This is a genomic window from Nitratidesulfovibrio sp. (assembly GCF_040373385.1).
Classification (GTDB): domain Bacteria; phylum Desulfobacterota; class Desulfovibrionia; order Desulfovibrionales; family Desulfovibrionaceae; genus Cupidesulfovibrio.
In genome coordinates this window covers 412,290-428,130 of the sequence record NZ_JBDXXH010000003.1, presented here as the reverse complement: position 1 = coordinate 428,130, position 15,841 = coordinate 412,290, and the positions used below count along the sequence as shown (strand labels likewise).

Sequence of the window (15,841 nt, the reverse complement as noted above, 5' to 3'; positions counted from 1 at the left end):
CCTGCGGGTGAAGTTCAGCGCCCGTCCCCGCCGCGCACCGCACCCGCTTCGCGCAGCAGTTCCAGCAGGCCGCGCACCAGCAGGTCCGCGCCGTGCGGGCGCCCGTCTTGTATCCCCGGCTCCCCCGAACCCCCATCAAGGCCCAACGCGAAAAGCAGTTCCGGGCCGGTAAGCCCCCTGGGGTTGCAGGCCATGACGGAAAGCAGCGCCTCGCGCAGCAGATTCAGCCCGGCCTGGGCCTTGCGCGGCGTCCCTTCGGGCACGGCAATCCCCTTGCCTGCGGTCTGCGCGGGGGCAATGCACGACAGCTCGCCGCTGCCTGAGCCTGCATGTGCATCCATGGTTCCGGCAGCCCGCGCTACATCCGCGTCCACCAGACCGGACAACAGGGCGGCCAGGCGCTCGGCCTGGCGGGCGGTCAGCCCTTCGGCCAGCACCACCGGGCGCGCACCGGACAGCGGCAAGGAGGGCGGATCGTCACGCGCAGGAATGCCCGGCGCAGGCTCGTCCAACGGCGGGGCATCGTCCTGCTGCCGATTCTTTCCTTCCTGCCCGCCGTGCTGACACGGCTCGGGCCTGATCCGTACCAGCCGCAACCGTTCGCCGCGCGTACCCAGCGCGGCATGCACGCAATACCGTTTCTCGTCCATGTATCCCCCAGGATACGGACCGGTGCCGTGGATGGTGTGTGTCTCGTTCCTCCGCGCCGCCGCGCGGCCTCGCATTCCCGGCCTACAACCGTTCGCGGTCCAGCGCGCGGCAGTTGATGGCTTCCGCCAGGTGCTGCACGCGGATGGGACCAGCGGGTCCCATGGGGCGGGCGCTGGGGGCATCACCGCCCGCCGGGTCCGTTCCCCGCGCCACCGCGTCATCCGGAAGCACGGCATCCGGGACCGCAGTTCCCGCCGCGCCTCCGGGCACCGCATCCAGACCGGCGGCCAGAGCCTGCTCCGCCAGTTCCACCCGTCCCGCCTGTTCTGCCTGTTCTGCCCACTCCAGATCCGCGATGGTCCGCGCAATGCGCAGAATACGCGTGTACGCCCGTGCCGACAGGGCCAGGGCCCGCACCGCACCCTCCAGAAAGGCGTGCTCGTCAGGGCCAAGGGCGCAGTGTTCTTCCAGCAACTTGCCGGTAAGGTCCGCGTTGGTGCGGCACGGAGTGCCCGCGTACCGCGCTGATTGCACGGCCCGCGCCGTCGCGATGCGGCCCCGCATTTCTGCGGATGTGCTGCCCGTCATGCCGCCGCGCAAATCCTCGTAAGGCACGGCGGGCACCTCCACATGCAGGTCGATGCGGTCCAGCAGCGGACCGGACAGACGTGCCCGATACCGCTGCACTGCCGGGCCAAGACAGGTGCAGGTGTGCCTGTCGTCGGTGCGGTAGCCGCAGGGGCAGGGGTTCATGGCCGCCACCAGCATGCTGTCCGCCGGGTAGGTCAGCGAGACGGCGGCGCGGGCGATGGTCACCACGCCGTCTTCCAGCGGCTGGCGCATCACTTCCAGCGCTGTCTTGCGGAATTCGGGCAATTCGTCCAGAAACAGCACCCCGCGATGCGCCAGCGAAATCTCGCCGGGGCGCGGGTTGGCCCCGCCGCCCACCAGCCCGTAGTCCGACACGGTGTGGTGCGGCGCGCGAAACGGGCGGCGGGTGATCAGCCCCTGCCCGTCCAGTTGGCCCGCCACGCTGTAGATGGTGGTCACCTCCAGCGCTTCCTCGAAGGAGAGCGGCGGCAGCACCGTGGGAATGCGCTGGGCCAGCATGGTCTTGCCGCTGCCCGGTGGGCCGATGAACAGCAGGTTGTGCGCGCCCGCCGCCGCGATTTCGATGGCCCGCTTGGCGTGCTCCTGCCCCTTCACCTCGGCGAAATCCACGGGCCAGTCAGCGCCGCGTTCCCACACGGCGCGCCCGCCCGAAGGCACGGCGGATATGTCCGCCTGCCCGGCCAGAAAGGCGGCGGCCTCGCCCAGCGAACGCACGGGGTACACCGGCAGCCCTTCCACCACGGCGGCCTCGGCGGCGTTGTCCGCCGCCACCAGCATGCCGCGCGCCCCTTCGGCGCGGGCGCGCACGGCCACGGGCAGCACGCCCGGCACGGGCTTCAGTTCGCCGGTAAGCGAAAGCTCGCCCAGCAGAAACCACCCGTCCGTGCTGCCCTGGGGCAGTATCTCGGCGGCGGCCAGCAGGCCGATGGCAAGGGGAAGGTCGAAGCCGCTGCCGCTCTTGCGACGGTCGGCGGGGGCGAGATTGACGGTGATGCGGGCGGGCGGCAGGCGCAGGTTGCAGGCACGCATGGCGGCAAAGACGCGCTCGCGCGATTCGCGCAGCGCCCCTTCGGCCAGGCCCACCATGACGAAGGCGGGCATGCCCTGCCGGGCAAGGTCCACTTCCAGGTCCACCCGGAAGGCGTCCACCCCGTGCAGGGCGGCACAGGCCACGCGAACGATCATCTAGCCCCCTGCGCGGAAAGAGTGAGGAGCGGGCGAAGCGGAAGCGACAGGCAGTCGGGCACGTCAGGCACACCAGTACAGCCAGTGCAACGGGTGCGGCAGGCACCAATCCGGCCCCGTTTGGCGCACGCGCCCGGAGCATCAGCCGGGCTGCGCCGCAAGGCCACTGCATGCGTCCTGCGATACCGCACAACAACTAAAGCAAAACGTCCCGCCCCGCAATGACGCGCGGGACGGGACGGATATGAAGCGAATGCGGTACCGGCGGAATGGTCAGGCTGCGGAAACGGCGCCAGGGCCATTCACCGCGCTGGTACGCGGTTGCCGTGCGGGATCAGTGCAGGACCGTGCCGATGCGATCCCAGCGCACGTTGCCAAGCCCTTCCCACGACCAGTAGATGACCCACGCCTTGCCCCGGATGGCCCCGCGCGGGACAAAGCCCCAGAAGCGGGAATCCTGCGAGTCGTCCCTGTTGTCGCCCATGGCGAAGTAGTGACCTTCCGGCACGGTGACCGGGCCGAAGCTGTCACGCACGGGCATGACGATGCCGGGCTGCGAATGACGGATGTACGCTTCCTGCACTGCTTCGCCGTTGCGGTACAGCTGCTTGTTGCGCACCTCTATCACGTCGCCGGGCTGCCCCACGATGCGCTTGATGTAGTCGATGGAAGGATCGCCGGGGTACTCGAACACGATGATGTCGCCGCGCTGCGGATCGCCCACGGGCAGCACCACCTTGTGGGTGAAGGGCAGCTTGACCCCGTAGCTGAACTTGTTGACCAGCAGGTGGTCGCCGATCTGCAAGGTTTCAAGCATGGAACCGGAAGGAATCTTGTACGCCTGCACCACGAAGGTGCGGATGAGCATGGCCAGCGCAAAGGCGACGACAAGCGCCTCCACGTATTCCAACAGCAGGCTTTTCTGTTGCATGCGGGTGCCTCCGCCATCCGTTCGCGCGGCCGCGCGGGGACGGGGATTTGCGGTTCATCGAAAACCCGCCAGGGGCTGACGCCCAAGGCGGGGCCGGTGCGCGCCCCCGCTGGTGCGGAGGCCGCATGGACATGCCCTGCGCCGCGCCCCGCATGGTGGGGAATGTCGGGGACGGCGCTTTGAAACAGCCGGGCTGCGGCGCATGCTGCACCTGCCACCCGGCATTGTTCACGTCATTCTCTTTTCAAACGCCCCCCGCACACGCCTTGCGCCACGCGGGGCTCATTCATACCCCCGGCCTGCACCACCGCAATTTCGCGTCAGGGACGGCAAGGGTTTCGCTCACTTCTTCACGCAACGCACGCGCCCGTAGCGGTGCGCACGGTCGGCAAGAACAAGGAAAACGTCGGCGTCCGCGAGGAGAGCGTACGTCTTCCACAGGTAGTCCACCCTGACCACCCACCGCAATTTCGCGTCAGGAGTGGCAAGGGCAAGGAAAGCGTCGGGGTCCGCGAGGGGAGCGTACTCTTTGGTACGTGACCCGAGCGGCAACGGCGCATGACGCCGCCATTGCCACTCCTGACGCGAAATTACTCGTCGCCCACCTGAAGGGCGGCAAGAAACGCCTCCTGCGGCAACTCCACGTTGCCCATGCGCTTCATGCGCTTCTTGCCTTCCTTCTGCTTTTCCAAAAGCTTGCGCTTGCGGGTAATGTCGCCGCCGTAGCACTTGGCGGTCACGTTCTTGCGCAGCGCGGAAATGGATTCGCGGGCGATGATCTTCTGCCCGATGGCCGCCTGGATGGCCACCTCGAACATCTGGCGCGGGATGGTGCGCTTCAGCTTCAGCGCCAGCGCGCGGCCATAGTGATAGGCCTTGTCGCGGTGCACGATGACGGCCAGCGCATCCACGGCTTCGGCGTTGATCAGGATGTCCAGCTTCACCAGGGCCGACTCGCGGTAGTCGATGAACTCGTAGTCCATGGACGCGTAGCCCTTGGTGCCCGACTTCAGCCGGTCGAAGAAATCGAACACGATTTCGGCGAACGGCAGTTCGTAGGTGATGACCACACGGTTGGAGGCGATGTAGCCCATGTTCTTCTGGATGCCGCGCTTTTCCTCGCACAGCTTCAGCACGTTGCCCACGTAGTCGTTGGGCACGTGAATGTCCATGCGCACGTAAGGTTCGTACAGCGCGGCAATCTTGGTGGGGTCGGGGAGCTTGGAGGGGTTGTCGATGTCGTTCTTCTTCCCGTCCACGGTGTCGATCTTGTAGATCACCGAGGGGGCGGTGGCGATGAGCTCCACCTGAAATTCGCGCTCCAGCCGCTCCTGGATGATTTCCATGTGCAACAGGCCCAGGAACCCGCAGCGGTAGCCGAAGCCGAGCGCCTGCGAGGTTTCCGGCTCGTACGAGAAGGCGGCGTCGTTGAGCTGCAACTTTTCCAGCGCGTACTTGAGCTGTTCGTAGTCGGCGGAATCGGTGGGGTACAGCCCGCAGAACACCATGGGCTGCACTTCCTTGAAGCCTTCCACGGGTATCTCGGCGGGGCGGTCCACATGGGTGATGGTGTCACCCACCTTGGCGTCGCCCAGTTCCTTGATGTTGGCGCACAGAAAGCCCACTTCGCCCGCGCCAAGCTCGGTCATGTCCACGATTTCGGGCGAGAACACGCCAAGGCGGATCACTTCGTAGCTGCGTTCGGTGGCGAACAGCTTGATGCGGTCGCCCTTGCGCAGCACGCCGTCCACAACGCGGAACAGCACCACCACACCCTGGTACGAATCGTACCAGGAGTCGAAAATCAGGGCCTTCAGCGGGGCGTTCAGGTTGCCTTCGGGCGCGGGCAGGCGCTCGACGATGGCTTCCAGCACCTTGTCCACGTTCAGGCCGGTCTTGGCGCTGACGGCCACGGCGTCGGTGCAGTCGAGGCCGATGCTTTCCTCGATCTCGTGCTTCACGCGCTCGGCGTCGGCGCTGGGCAGGTCCACCTTGTTCAGGACCGGGATGACTTCCAGGTTGTGGTCCAGCGCAAGGTACACGTTGGCCAGGGTCTGGGCCTCCACGCCCTGCGAGGCGTCCACCACCAGCAGCGCCCCTTCGCACGCGGCGAGCGAGCGCGAGACCTCGTAGTTGAAGTCCACGTGGCCGGGCGTGTCGATGAGGTTCAGCACGTACTTGCGGCCATCCTTGGCCGTGTACGGAATGCGCACCGACTGGGCCTTGATGGTAATGCCGCGCTCGCGCTCAAGGTCCATGCGGTCCAGGTACTGGTCGCGTTTTTCGCGGTCGCTGACCAGTCCGGTAACCTCAAGGATACGGTCGGCCAGGGTGGATTTGCCATGGTCGATGTGCGCGATGATGCTGAAATTGCGGATGTGTTCCTGTCTGGGCATAGCGTGGGTGCCACCGTGCGGCGGCGCGCCTCCTGAAATGTATGCGGCATGGGGTGGGTACGGGCGCCGATGGAGCCGTGCGCACCGACCGGCCACGGGGTGGCGTCTCGGCCCGGCGCGCGTCGCCGTACCATTCGAATCGGTTTTCATACTGCATTCGGGGGCGGAAGTCCAACCGCCCCGCAGCGCACGGTGCGGGCGGCATTGCGGATGGAAGGGGCCCACCGGACTGCGCCGATGGAGGGGAATCGAACGAGGGAATAGGCGGGCAAGCGCAGGAACAGGCGGTCGCAACGATGGACGTACACAGGGGGGGGCAGGCCCGCAATACGGTTTCGGATTGCCGATCACCACGCCGCGCGGTTGTCCAGCGCACTGTCCGCCACACTGTCCAAAAATCGGACAGTCATGATCCGGTTTGCACATCCTGCACAAGAAACCGTCCAATAATCATACACCGTGTTGGTGACCGTTGACCGCGCCATGGCGGACGCAACAGGCGCCGCGCCTTGCGCCGCAACGCATTGCGGTCCCATGCCCCTGCCGTGCGCGCCATGGCACGCCCCTTGCCTTATGTGCACTACACACCCGGAAACGGAAACCACATGCAGGAGCAGTTCATGAAGATCACCCGCATTCTCCCCGCCGCGCTTGCCGCCCTTGCCGTCCTGACCATCACCGCAGGCTCGGCCCTGGCGGCGGGCAGCACTGGCGCCCACGATACCCACGCCACGCCCCCGGCGGCCTCCGCTCCGGCAGACAAGGCCCCCGGCGACGCCCAGCCCGCCCCCATGCAGGGCTGCGGCTGCTGCCAGATGATGAAGGACGGTCACGGCGACATGGGCAACATGGGCAACATGGACGCCAAGCCGGGCGGTGCCGGGCACATGATGCCGGGCATGGATGGCAAGGCGCCGGTCCGCCACAGCTAGGGCAACAAGACGCGGCCCCCCGGACAATGCAACCGGGCTTATGGGGCCGCCAGCCTTCCCACGGCAGACACAAGGATTCCCCCGTGGGGCCGACACCTCCTCCTCGCCGGCCCCACGGTTCCGCCTCGCAGCGTACGCGCCCCCTTCACCGGGGGCGCGTTGCGTTGTGTGGCCACGCCGTGTGCGCCTGCATGCCCCGCAGCCGTTGCTTCCTCAATGCCCCTGCCATTGCAATGGCCCCGCACAATGGCTCCGTCACGTCCCTTCTTCGGCGACTGTCCAAAATCCATACAGCCGTCCCAATGCTGGACAGGCAAACAACAACGGACTGCCCAAAAATTATCCGCCGAAACAGCACACCCGCACACCGCAACAGCATAACACCATCAATTCTACATGATTACTCCATTGGCACGCCGTTTGCCTTAAAGAAAGCATCATCCGGCAACGGAAATCATCCACAGGAGTTCATCATGAAGATTACCCGCATCCTTCCCGCCGCACTGGCCCTGGTGGCCATTACCGCCGGAGCCGCACTGGCCGCGCAGAACGTTTCCGCCACCTCCATGGGCATGCAGTCCTGCTCCGGCTCCGCGACCATGCAGGGCCGCCACTCGGCCATGACCGCCAGCATGGGTCAGATGATGCAGAACGGCGGCCACATGATGGGCAACGGCCAGCACATGACGCAGAACGGCGGCCAGCACATGATGTACGGTACCATGTCCGCGCCCGCCACCGGCCAATCCCGTGCGCCGGGCCTGACCTCCGACGCCATGCCCGGCCTGACTCCGGGCAGATAGCCAGTCTTCGAGCTCTGCGACCCGCGATGCGATTCGCAAGCGCACCGCCCACCGCCGTAACGCCGACTTCCTCCCGTACGCGCCCCCTTCACCGGGGGCGTGTTGCGTTATGGCGCAGGCAGTACCTGTGCGGGCACCGCCTGCCGTCCCCCGGCGCCCCCCCGCCCGACGCACAACCGTCATGCACCAGTCCGCCGTCAGCCATTGCCCCCGGTCAGCCAAGGGTGGTACATGCAACGCAAGGTGTGCGGCCTTCCGGACCTTGCAGCCCTTTCGGACCATCCGCGTTCCGCCTCTTGACCTTCCGCCCGTTCCGAACAGTCTCGCACCCGTTGTCCATCTTCGCGCTCCCGTGCCCGGCCTTACGCCCGAGGCATCCCCCCACCCCGCCCGCAGCGCGCCGCCCGGCGCAAGGAGGCATCATGCGTCGCAGGGACTTTCTGAAATGGCAGTTGTCCGGCGCATTGTGGCTGGCCGCCGGGGCAGGCCTGCCCGCCATGCCGTCCGCGCTTTCGCCTCGTTCCTTTCTGTCGCCGGGGCCGGGCGAGGCGCTGGCCGCCAGCGCGGAGCCGGACATTGCCGTGGTCAAGGGCGCCCCCGCCGCCGCCACCCATGCCTGCGTGGGCATGCTGGGCGGCATGGGCCGCTTCGTGAAGACCGGGCAGAAGGTGGTCATCAAGCCCAACATGTCCTTTGCCTCCGCCGCCAGCCTGGGCACCAACACCCACCCGGAAGTGGTGGCCGCGCTGGTGCGCATGTGCCGCGACGCGGGCGCCGCATCCGTGCTGGTGCTGGACAACCCGCTGGCCCCGGCGGAGCAGTGCATCGAGCGTTCGGGCATACGGACCGCCTGCGCCGAGTTCGGCGACATCGTGCAGGCCCCCACGGCAGAGCGGTTCTACCGCGAACTGGACATCGACGGCGCGCAACAGATGACCACCAACACCTTTTTGCGCGACGCGCTGGACGCCGACGTGCTCATTGCCGCGCCCACGGCCAAGTCGCACAGTTCCACGGGCGTCTCGCTGGGGCTCAAGGGCATGATGGGCCTGATCCGCCAGCGCGGGGTGATGCATTCGCGCTACGATCTCGACACCTCCATCGTGGACCTGAACACCAGGCTGCGCGCCGCGCTCACGGTCATCGACGGCACCTACGTGCTGACCACAGGCGGACCCGGCGGGCCCGGCAAGGTCGTGCAGGAGAACACGGTGATCGCCTCCGCCGACCCGGTGGCCGCCGACGCCTGCGCCGTGGAATCATTCGAATGGTACGGACGGCGCTTTGCCGCGCGGCAGGTCAGCCACATCCGGCTGGCCCATGAACGGGGGCTGGGTTCCATGGACCTCGCTTCGCGCGCCGTCACGCGGGTCACCCTGTAGGCCGGGGCCGCATGGCATGAACCGTCAACGGGCGCGGCTGGCCAGCCGCTGGCTGTGCTTCGCGGCCTTCGTGCTGCTGGCGTGGGGCGCAGGGCAGGCCCTGCCCGGCAACGCTGTCCTGCCCCGCGACGTGATGCTGCGGCTGGACCCGTCCGTGGCCCTGGCCGCCAGTATCGCAGGGCGCGCATTCATCGGCGCGGCGGTGCCGGGGCTGGCGGTGCTGACCCTGTCCCTGCTGCTGGGCCGGGCGTTCTGCGGCTGGGTGTGCCCGTTCGGGGCCATGGTGGACGCTGGCGACGCCCTGTGGAAACGCCTGACGAAGGCCCGACGGCGCACTTCCGGGCGGCGGCAATCCGGCCGGAACGACGCCATACCCCGCTCCGCCGTGCCGCGCCTGCCCAAGTACGCCGTGCTGGCCGCCATGCTGACGGCGGCGCTGGCCGGGCTGGACCTGGTATTCTGGGCCGCGCCGCTGCCGCTGGCCGCACGCTTCTGGACGCTGGCGGCCTGGCCCCCGGTGGCCCGGCTGGCCGAGGCAGGCCTTTCACTGGCCGCGCCGCTGGCCCACAGCATGGGCGCCACCGGCCTGGCCTTCGCCGAAGTGGCCGTGCCCGGCTACGCGGCCACCGGCTACATCGTCGGGTTCTTCGCACTGGTGCTGGCTGGCGGGCTGCTGGCCCCGCGCCTGTGGTGCCGCATGCTCTGCCCTGCCGGTGCGGCCATGGGCCTTGCGGGACGCGCGGCCCCGTGGCGGCGGCGGGTGGAACACGCCTGCACCGCCTGCGGCGCCTGCGCGCGGCAGTGCCCGGCAGGGGCCATCCCGGCCACTACCCCGCGCGCCACGGACCACGCCGAATGCCTGAAATGCCTGCGCTGCGCCGATGTCTGCCCCGTGGACGCGGTGCGCTTCACCTTCCGGGACGTTCCCGACAGATGCCCACCACGTGTACCCGATGCATCGGCGGAACTGCCGCCCCATGCCCGGTCCCAACGCCGCGCGCTGCTGGGGGGTCTGGCCGTGGGCACCTGTGCCGCCGCGCTGGGGCACGCCGCCCCGGCGCTGGGCAGGCCGGAAGGGGTACTGCGCCCGCCGGGCGCCCTGCCGGAGCCGGACTTTCTGGCCCGCTGCGTGCGCTGCGGGCTGTGCGCCGCTGCCTGCCCCACCAACACCCTGCAACCCGCATGGCTGGCCAGCGGGGCATTGGGCATGTTCAGCCCGGTGGTCACCCCGGCGCGCGGCTTCTGCGACCCGCCCTGCCACGCCTGCGCCCGCGCCTGCCCCACCACGGCCATCCGGCGGTTGGCCGACGAGCGCACCTTCGCCAAGATCGGCACGGCAGAGGTACTGCGCGACCACTGCCTGGCCTGGGCCAAGAAAAAGCGCTGCTTGGTCTGCGACGAGGTGTGCCCCTACGACGCCATCGCCCTGAAGCCGGAACCCGGCTACACCGTGGGCGTGCCCCACGTGGACCCGGCCCGCTGCGCCGGGTGCGGCTTCTGCGAAAAGCACTGCCCGGAAACGGTACCTGCCACCGGCCAGAAGGCCATCGTCATTCACCCGCGCGATGCCCTGCGCATCGCCACCGGCAGCATGCGCACGGCGGCGGAAGCACGCGGCCTGCGCCTGGTGTTCACCCCCAGAAAGCCCGGCGAGACCTACGCCCCAGACCTCACGGGCGCCGTGCCGTACCCGCACACCGACGGCACCCGGCCGCCGTTGCCCGGCACGGACGGTGCGCCGCCATCCGGCGGCCTGCCGCCCGGCTTCACCGAATAGCCTCCAGCCCCACCGCCTCGCGCTTCTTCCTTCCGTGCGCCCAAACGACGGGGCCGCCGGATTGCTCCGGCGGCCCCGCAGGTTGTTTCACGCTCAAGTACGTTCACTACCCCTTGCACAACAACCCGACACGCTATCTTACAGGGGGTGCTTCCAAAGCAGGATTTTGAGCCGTTGGCTAGGAAAACGAGCCTGCCATGAGGGAGTGCCCTAGCCGTTAGGTGAGCGAAGCGAACCTTACGGATAGGGACCGCAGCGCGTACTCTTATCGTATTCGACCGAGCCTTAGCCGTTAGGCGAGCGAAGCGAACCTTACGATAAGGACAGCAACGACATGGCAGCGAAGTTTGACCGCGTTGCGCACAATGCCCGTAAGGCTCGCGAACTCGCCTAACGGGCACGCTACGCGCCCTTCGGGTCGGTCGCCAACGGCCCAAAAGACCATTTGGAAGTGCCCCCTAACGCATGTCGTCGATAATCCCATCCAACTCCTGCGCCAGCCGGGCAAGGTCGCTTACGGCCCCTGCAGAATGACGCATGGAATCGGCCGTATGGCCGGAAATGGTGCTGATGCGGTCCACCGCGCGGGTAATCTGCTCGCTGGCGGCGGATTGCTGCTCCGCCGCCGTGGCGATGGCCCGCACCTGGTCCGCCGTGCGGTCCACGGTGTGCACGATGGCCAGCAATGCCTCGCCGCTGCGCCCGGCCAGCCCGGTGGACTGCTCCACCAGCCGCACGGCCTCGTCGGTGGCGGCACGGCTGCGGGCAACACTGGCGCGGATGGCCCCCACGAAGCCCACCACCTCTCGCGTGGCCTGCATGGTCTTTTCGGCCAGCTTGCGCACCTCGTCGGCCACCACGGCAAATCCGCGCCCGGCGTCTCCGGCGCGGGCCGCTTCGATGGCCGCATTCAGGGCCAGCAGGTTTGTCTGGTCCGCGATGTCCTCGATGACCCCGATGATCCGCCCCACGCCCTCGGCCTGGGTGCCCAGTTCGCCCATGTCCTGTTCCAGCACGCGGGCCTGCTCGGCCACGCGGTTGATGCAGGCCACGGCCTCTTCCACCACGGCAGAGCCCTGCCGGGCCTGCTCGTGGGCGGAACCGGCCAGGTCGGCGGCGGTACCGGCATTGCTGGCCACCTCCATGACGGAGGCGTTCATCTGCTCCATGGCCGATGCGCTTTCCACGGCCAGCCCGCGCTGTTCGTCCGCACCGCTGCTGGCTTCTTCCACCTGTTCCGACAGTTCGCCCGATGCGGAGGACACCCGCGCGGAAACCTGCCGCGCCGCCTCTGCCGCGCGGGCGATGCGGGCGTGCTGTTCTTCCGTGCGGGCCTGCTGGCGCTGCATTTCGGTAATGTCGGTGTACACGCTGAACGCACCGATGAGGTTGCCGTCCAGATCCAGCAGCGGCGCCGAATCCACCACCACGTGCACCTGCCCGCCCTTGCGGCTGTCCAGGGTGACCCGCTGGCCGGTGTGCGCGCTGCGTTCGCGCAGCACGCGATCGGTCACGGTGTCGCGGCGCGGATCGCCGAACATCAGGTCGCCCACGGTCTTGCCCGCCTGCGCCTCCGGTTCGCCGTCCAGCCCCAGCATGCGCAGCAGCGCCGCGTTGCAGTAGCTGACGCGGCCATCCGTGCCTGCCACCAGAAAGGGCAGGGTCATGCCGCTCAGGATGCCCTTGGAAAAGCCCAGTTCCTTTTTCAGGCCGCCCACCATGCCGTGCAGGTTTGCGGCCAGGCGGGCCAGTTCGTCATGCCCGCCCACGGCCAGGTCCGCGTTCAGGTCGCCCCCGGCAATGGCCGTGCTGGCATCGGTGATGCGCTGCACCCGATCCACGATGGCCCGCCGGATGAACAGGATGACCCCGGCCAGCAGCGCCACCAGCCCCGCCGCCGAGATGCCCGCGCTTTCCAGAATGCGGCCGTTCACCCCGGCCAGGATGGGCGTGACGTCCTGCATCACCACCAACTGCCCCAGCAACGGTTGCGAGGCGCCGTGGCAGTGGTGGCACGACGGTTCGTTGCGGATGCCGACAACATGCGCGAACACCGACCGCCCGTCCCGCTCGAACAGCAGCGACGCCTCCAGCGCCTCGCGCCGGGCGCGGCCCGTCAGGTCGCGCAGGCCGGGGTCCGGCAGCACCTCGGACAGGTCGCGCCGCTCTGCCTCTGGCCGGGTGGAGTAGGTGATGTTGCCGTTGAAGCTGGCCAGATGCACGGTGGTGTCCGCGTAGTGGCGCGCAAGGTCGGCGAATTCGGCGCGGGTGCCCGCGTCGTTGCCCAGCAGCATGGGCCGGTCGATGGCCGTCTTGATCATGGCCGACTCGCGGCTGACCACCGCCTCCAGTTCCTCCAGGGCCGCGTAACGCTGGCGCCACGCCCCGGTGCCGATGATGACCGCGAACACGCTGACGGCGATGACCGTCACCAGAAGCGACGTGCGCAGGCTGAGCGACCGCGCGAGAGTTCCCCCCATGGTGCCTCCTAGGGGCTGTTTATAACGCAAGATTTTCGTTCGTTGGCAAGGAAAACGAGCCTGCCATGAGGGAGTATACTCTTATCGTATTCGACCGACATGGCAGGCGAAGTTTAACCTCGTTGCGCACGATGCCCGTAAAGCTCGCAGACTCGCTTAACGGGCACGCTCCGCGCCCTTCGGGTCGGACGCCCGCGGACGAAAGGATAAGTTAGAAACGCCCCTAGTGCGCGCCGCTGTGGAGCAACGGTTTGAAACCGAACGAGCGCACCCGGCTTGCGTTGTGACAGCCTTCGCAGGTGGCCATGGTGGGCTTGCCGATAAGCGAGGGATCACCCGCGTCGGCGTGGGCCGCGCCGGGGCCGTGGCAGGTCTCGCAGCCCACGTCGGCAAACTGCGGGGTGGCGGCGTAGTCCACAAAGCCGCCCTTGCCGTACCCGGTCACGTGGCATTCATAGCAGCCGCGCAGTTCTTCCGGTGTCAGCTTGGGTGCCATGGTGGCCACGCTCTTCCACGATTTGGCCTTCTTGGAATGCTTCTGGAATTTCTCGTATTCCCCGGCGTGACAGGGCTGGCATGCGGTGCTGCCCACATAGGGCGAAGCCGCCCGCGCGGGGGTGACCGCCGCGACCGCCATCACCCCTGCCAGGGCAGCCATGCAACACAGGATACAGATTGATCGGACGCGGATCATGAATCTCTCCGGAAACGGGCGGGTCCCCTCTTGCGCAACCCCACTCGTTTGTGAAAAATAGCACAGGCGATGTGGACCCGTAGTAGGGGAATTACTGACACACGTCAATGTTGCCGTGCGGCTTTCCTTTATAATGGCGCCGACATCAGCACCAGACAAAAAAAGCGCGCGGCGCGCCCACAGGGCGGACCGCGCGCTTCGGCGCGTTCGGAAGGGGGTGGCTAGCCCTGCTTCAGTTCCTCCACCAGGCGCTTGAGCACCTGCGACTGGTTGGCCAGTTCGTTCACGGCGGTTGCCGCCTCGCGCATGGCCTGGGCCGTTTCTGTCGAAATGGCGCTTACCTGTTCCACGGCACGGTTGATTTCCTCGCTGGCGGCGGACTGCTGCTCCGATGCGGTGGCGATGCCCCGCACCTGGTCGGCCGCCGCATCGACAAAGCGCACGATCTCGCGCAGCGATTCGCCAGAACGGCGGGCAAGGTCGGTGGCCTCCTCGATGGTGCCCACGGAACGGTCCACGTGCTCCATGTTGGTGCGCGTGCCCTGCTGGATGCCCCGCACCGCCGCGCCCACCTCCTGGGTGGCGTGCATGGTCTTTTCCGCCAGCTTGCGCACCTCGTCGGCCACCACGGCAAAACCGCGTCCGGCGTCACCGGCGCGGGCCGCCTCGATGGCGGCGTTCAACGCCAGCAGGTTGGTCTGGTCGGCGATGTCGCTGATCACGTTCATGATCTGCCCGATGGATTCCGCCTGCCGCCCCAGTTCCTCCATATCGCGCTTCAGCGCCAGCGACTGCTTCTGCACCTGCCCGATGCCGTCCACCACCTTGCCGACGATGGTCGACCCTTCGTCGGCCATGCGGCGGGCGTTTTCCGAAACGTCCGCTGCCCCGCCCGCGTTGCGGGCCACCTCGAGCACGCTGGCGTTCATCTCTTCCATGGCTGTGGCGGTTTCCGCCACCCGGCGCGCCTGCTCCTCGGTACCCCGGTCGGACTGTTCGATCTGGGCGGACAGTTCTTCCGACGCGGAAGACACCACCTCCACCACGCCCTCCAGCTTCTGCGCGGCCTGCAACATGCCCTCGCGCTTGGCGCTTTCGGCCTGGCGGCGGGCCTCGTCAGCCTCGCGCATGGCGGTCAGGGCTTCCTGCTCCTTGGCGGCGGCCTGACGGCTCTTATCATCAGCCTCGGCGATCTTGGCCTTCAGGGTGGCCACCATCTGCTGCATGGCGTCGTACACGCCCTTGTACTTGCTGGACCGGAACGGCACGGCAAGATTGCCCGCCGCGATCTGGCGCGACACATCGTACAGGTAGCCTGGGTCTTCGCCCAACTGGGACAGGGTGGAACGGATAAGGTACAGCGCGGCGCCAATGCCGATGCCCAGCGCCACCAGCATCAGCACCAGGCTGACCATGCGGGCCTGGCCCGCCTCGTCTTCGGCCTGTTGGCCGGACGTCTGGGACCCCTTGTCGTTCAGTTCCACCAGTTCCATCATCCCTTGCATGGCCGAGCGGAACGCGGGCCGGGCCTTGCCCACGGACAGCGCGCGGGCCTCATCCGTCTTCATGGCCCGCGACACGGGAATGATCTGCGGCAACACGGCAAGATAGGCGTCAGCGTCCGCCTTCATCTTCGTGAACATGCGCCGTTCTTCATCACTGGAAATGAGCAGTTCGTACTTGCGCGCGCCGTCGAGAAAGGCGGTGCGCGCCTTTTCCATGGCCCGCTCCTCTTCATCCATGGCGGCGGTGGTGTCCGAAATGATATGCTGCGACTCTGCCCGGCGCACCGCGTTCAGCGATGCCTGCATCTCGCCCAAGGACTTGATGCTGGGCAGCCAGTTACGGGTCACGTCGTGGACAGCCACCAGGATATCCCCGAACATGTAATTGCCGTACACCCCAAGCATGAGCATCAGCACCAGAAGCGTGCCGAACGCACCGGAAAGTTTGACAGACAGCTTCATGAACAGTGCTCCTTGCGCAGCGTGCGATATG

The 15,841-nt window shown here is 67.6% G+C and carries 11 protein-coding genes; 4 read left to right on the top strand and 7 right to left on the bottom strand.

Annotation, left to right across the window (positions count from 1 at the left end; translation table 11 throughout):
- Positions 1 to 14: 14 nt before the first annotated feature.
- The 4 genes from ABWO17_RS07630 to lepA form a co-directional block, all read right to left on the bottom strand.
- Positions 15 to 650, bottom strand: a complete 636-nt coding sequence (locus ABWO17_RS07630; protein ID WP_353117214.1) for a hypothetical protein — start codon at positions 648 to 650, stop codon at positions 15 to 17.
- A gap of 82 nt (positions 651 to 732) precedes the next feature.
- Positions 733 to 2,448, bottom strand: coding sequence for a YifB family Mg chelatase-like AAA ATPase (locus ABWO17_RS07625; protein WP_353117212.1), 1,716 nt, complete (start codon positions 2,446 to 2,448; stop codon positions 733 to 735).
- A gap of 334 nt (positions 2,449 to 2,782) precedes the next feature.
- Complete coding sequence (gene lepB / locus ABWO17_RS07620) at positions 2,783 to 3,379, bottom strand: signal peptidase I (protein WP_353117210.1); 597 nt, start codon at positions 3,377 to 3,379, stop codon at positions 2,783 to 2,785.
- 590 nt (positions 3,380 to 3,969) lie between these two features.
- Positions 3,970 to 5,775 carry a translation elongation factor 4 gene (lepA, locus tag ABWO17_RS07615; RefSeq protein WP_353117208.1) on the bottom strand — a complete coding sequence of 602 codons (1,806 nt, stop codon included), beginning with the start codon at positions 5,773 to 5,775 and terminating at the stop codon, positions 3,970 to 3,972.
- A 620-nt stretch (positions 5,776 to 6,395) separates the two neighbouring features.
- Here lepA and ABWO17_RS07610 point away from each other — a divergent pair.
- The 4 genes from ABWO17_RS07610 to ABWO17_RS07595 all read left to right on the top strand — a co-directional run bounded on the left by ABWO17_RS07610 (position 6,396) and on the right by ABWO17_RS07595 (position 10,669).
- Complete coding sequence (locus ABWO17_RS07610; protein WP_353117206.1) at positions 6,396 to 6,707, top strand: hypothetical protein; 312 nt, start codon at positions 6,396 to 6,398, stop codon at positions 6,705 to 6,707.
- 473 nt (positions 6,708 to 7,180) lie between these two features.
- Positions 7,181 to 7,510 carry a hypothetical protein gene (locus ABWO17_RS07605; protein ID WP_353117204.1) on the top strand — a complete coding sequence of 110 codons (330 nt, stop codon included), beginning with the start codon at positions 7,181 to 7,183 and terminating at the stop codon, positions 7,508 to 7,510.
- A 422-nt stretch (positions 7,511 to 7,932) separates the two neighbouring features.
- Complete coding sequence (locus ABWO17_RS07600; protein WP_353117202.1) at positions 7,933 to 8,892, top strand: DUF362 domain-containing protein; 960 nt, start codon at positions 7,933 to 7,935, stop codon at positions 8,890 to 8,892.
- A gap of 16 nt (positions 8,893 to 8,908) precedes the next feature.
- Positions 8,909 to 10,669, top strand: a complete 1,761-nt coding sequence (locus tag ABWO17_RS07595; RefSeq protein WP_353117201.1) for a 4Fe-4S binding protein — start codon at positions 8,909 to 8,911, stop codon at positions 10,667 to 10,669.
- A gap of 458 nt (positions 10,670 to 11,127) precedes the next feature.
- Here ABWO17_RS07595 and ABWO17_RS07590 read toward each other — a convergent pair whose 3' ends face one another.
- The 3 genes from ABWO17_RS07590 to ABWO17_RS07580 all read right to left on the bottom strand — a co-directional run bounded on the left by ABWO17_RS07590 (position 11,128) and on the right by ABWO17_RS07580 (position 15,810).
- A complete protein-coding gene (locus tag ABWO17_RS07590) occupies positions 11,128 to 13,149 on the bottom strand; it encodes a methyl-accepting chemotaxis protein (protein ID WP_353117199.1) in 2,022 nt (673 codons plus the stop codon).
- A gap of 223 nt (positions 13,150 to 13,372) precedes the next feature.
- A complete protein-coding gene (locus ABWO17_RS07585) occupies positions 13,373 to 13,807 on the bottom strand; it encodes a multiheme c-type cytochrome (RefSeq protein WP_502914894.1) in 435 nt (144 codons plus the stop codon).
- Positions 13,808 to 14,064: 257 nt separating this feature from the next.
- Positions 14,065 to 15,810: a methyl-accepting chemotaxis protein gene (locus ABWO17_RS07580; RefSeq protein WP_353117197.1), complete on the bottom strand. Its 1,746-nt coding sequence runs from the start codon at positions 15,808 to 15,810 to the stop codon at positions 14,065 to 14,067.
- Between the last annotated feature and the right edge of the window lie 31 nt (positions 15,811 to 15,841).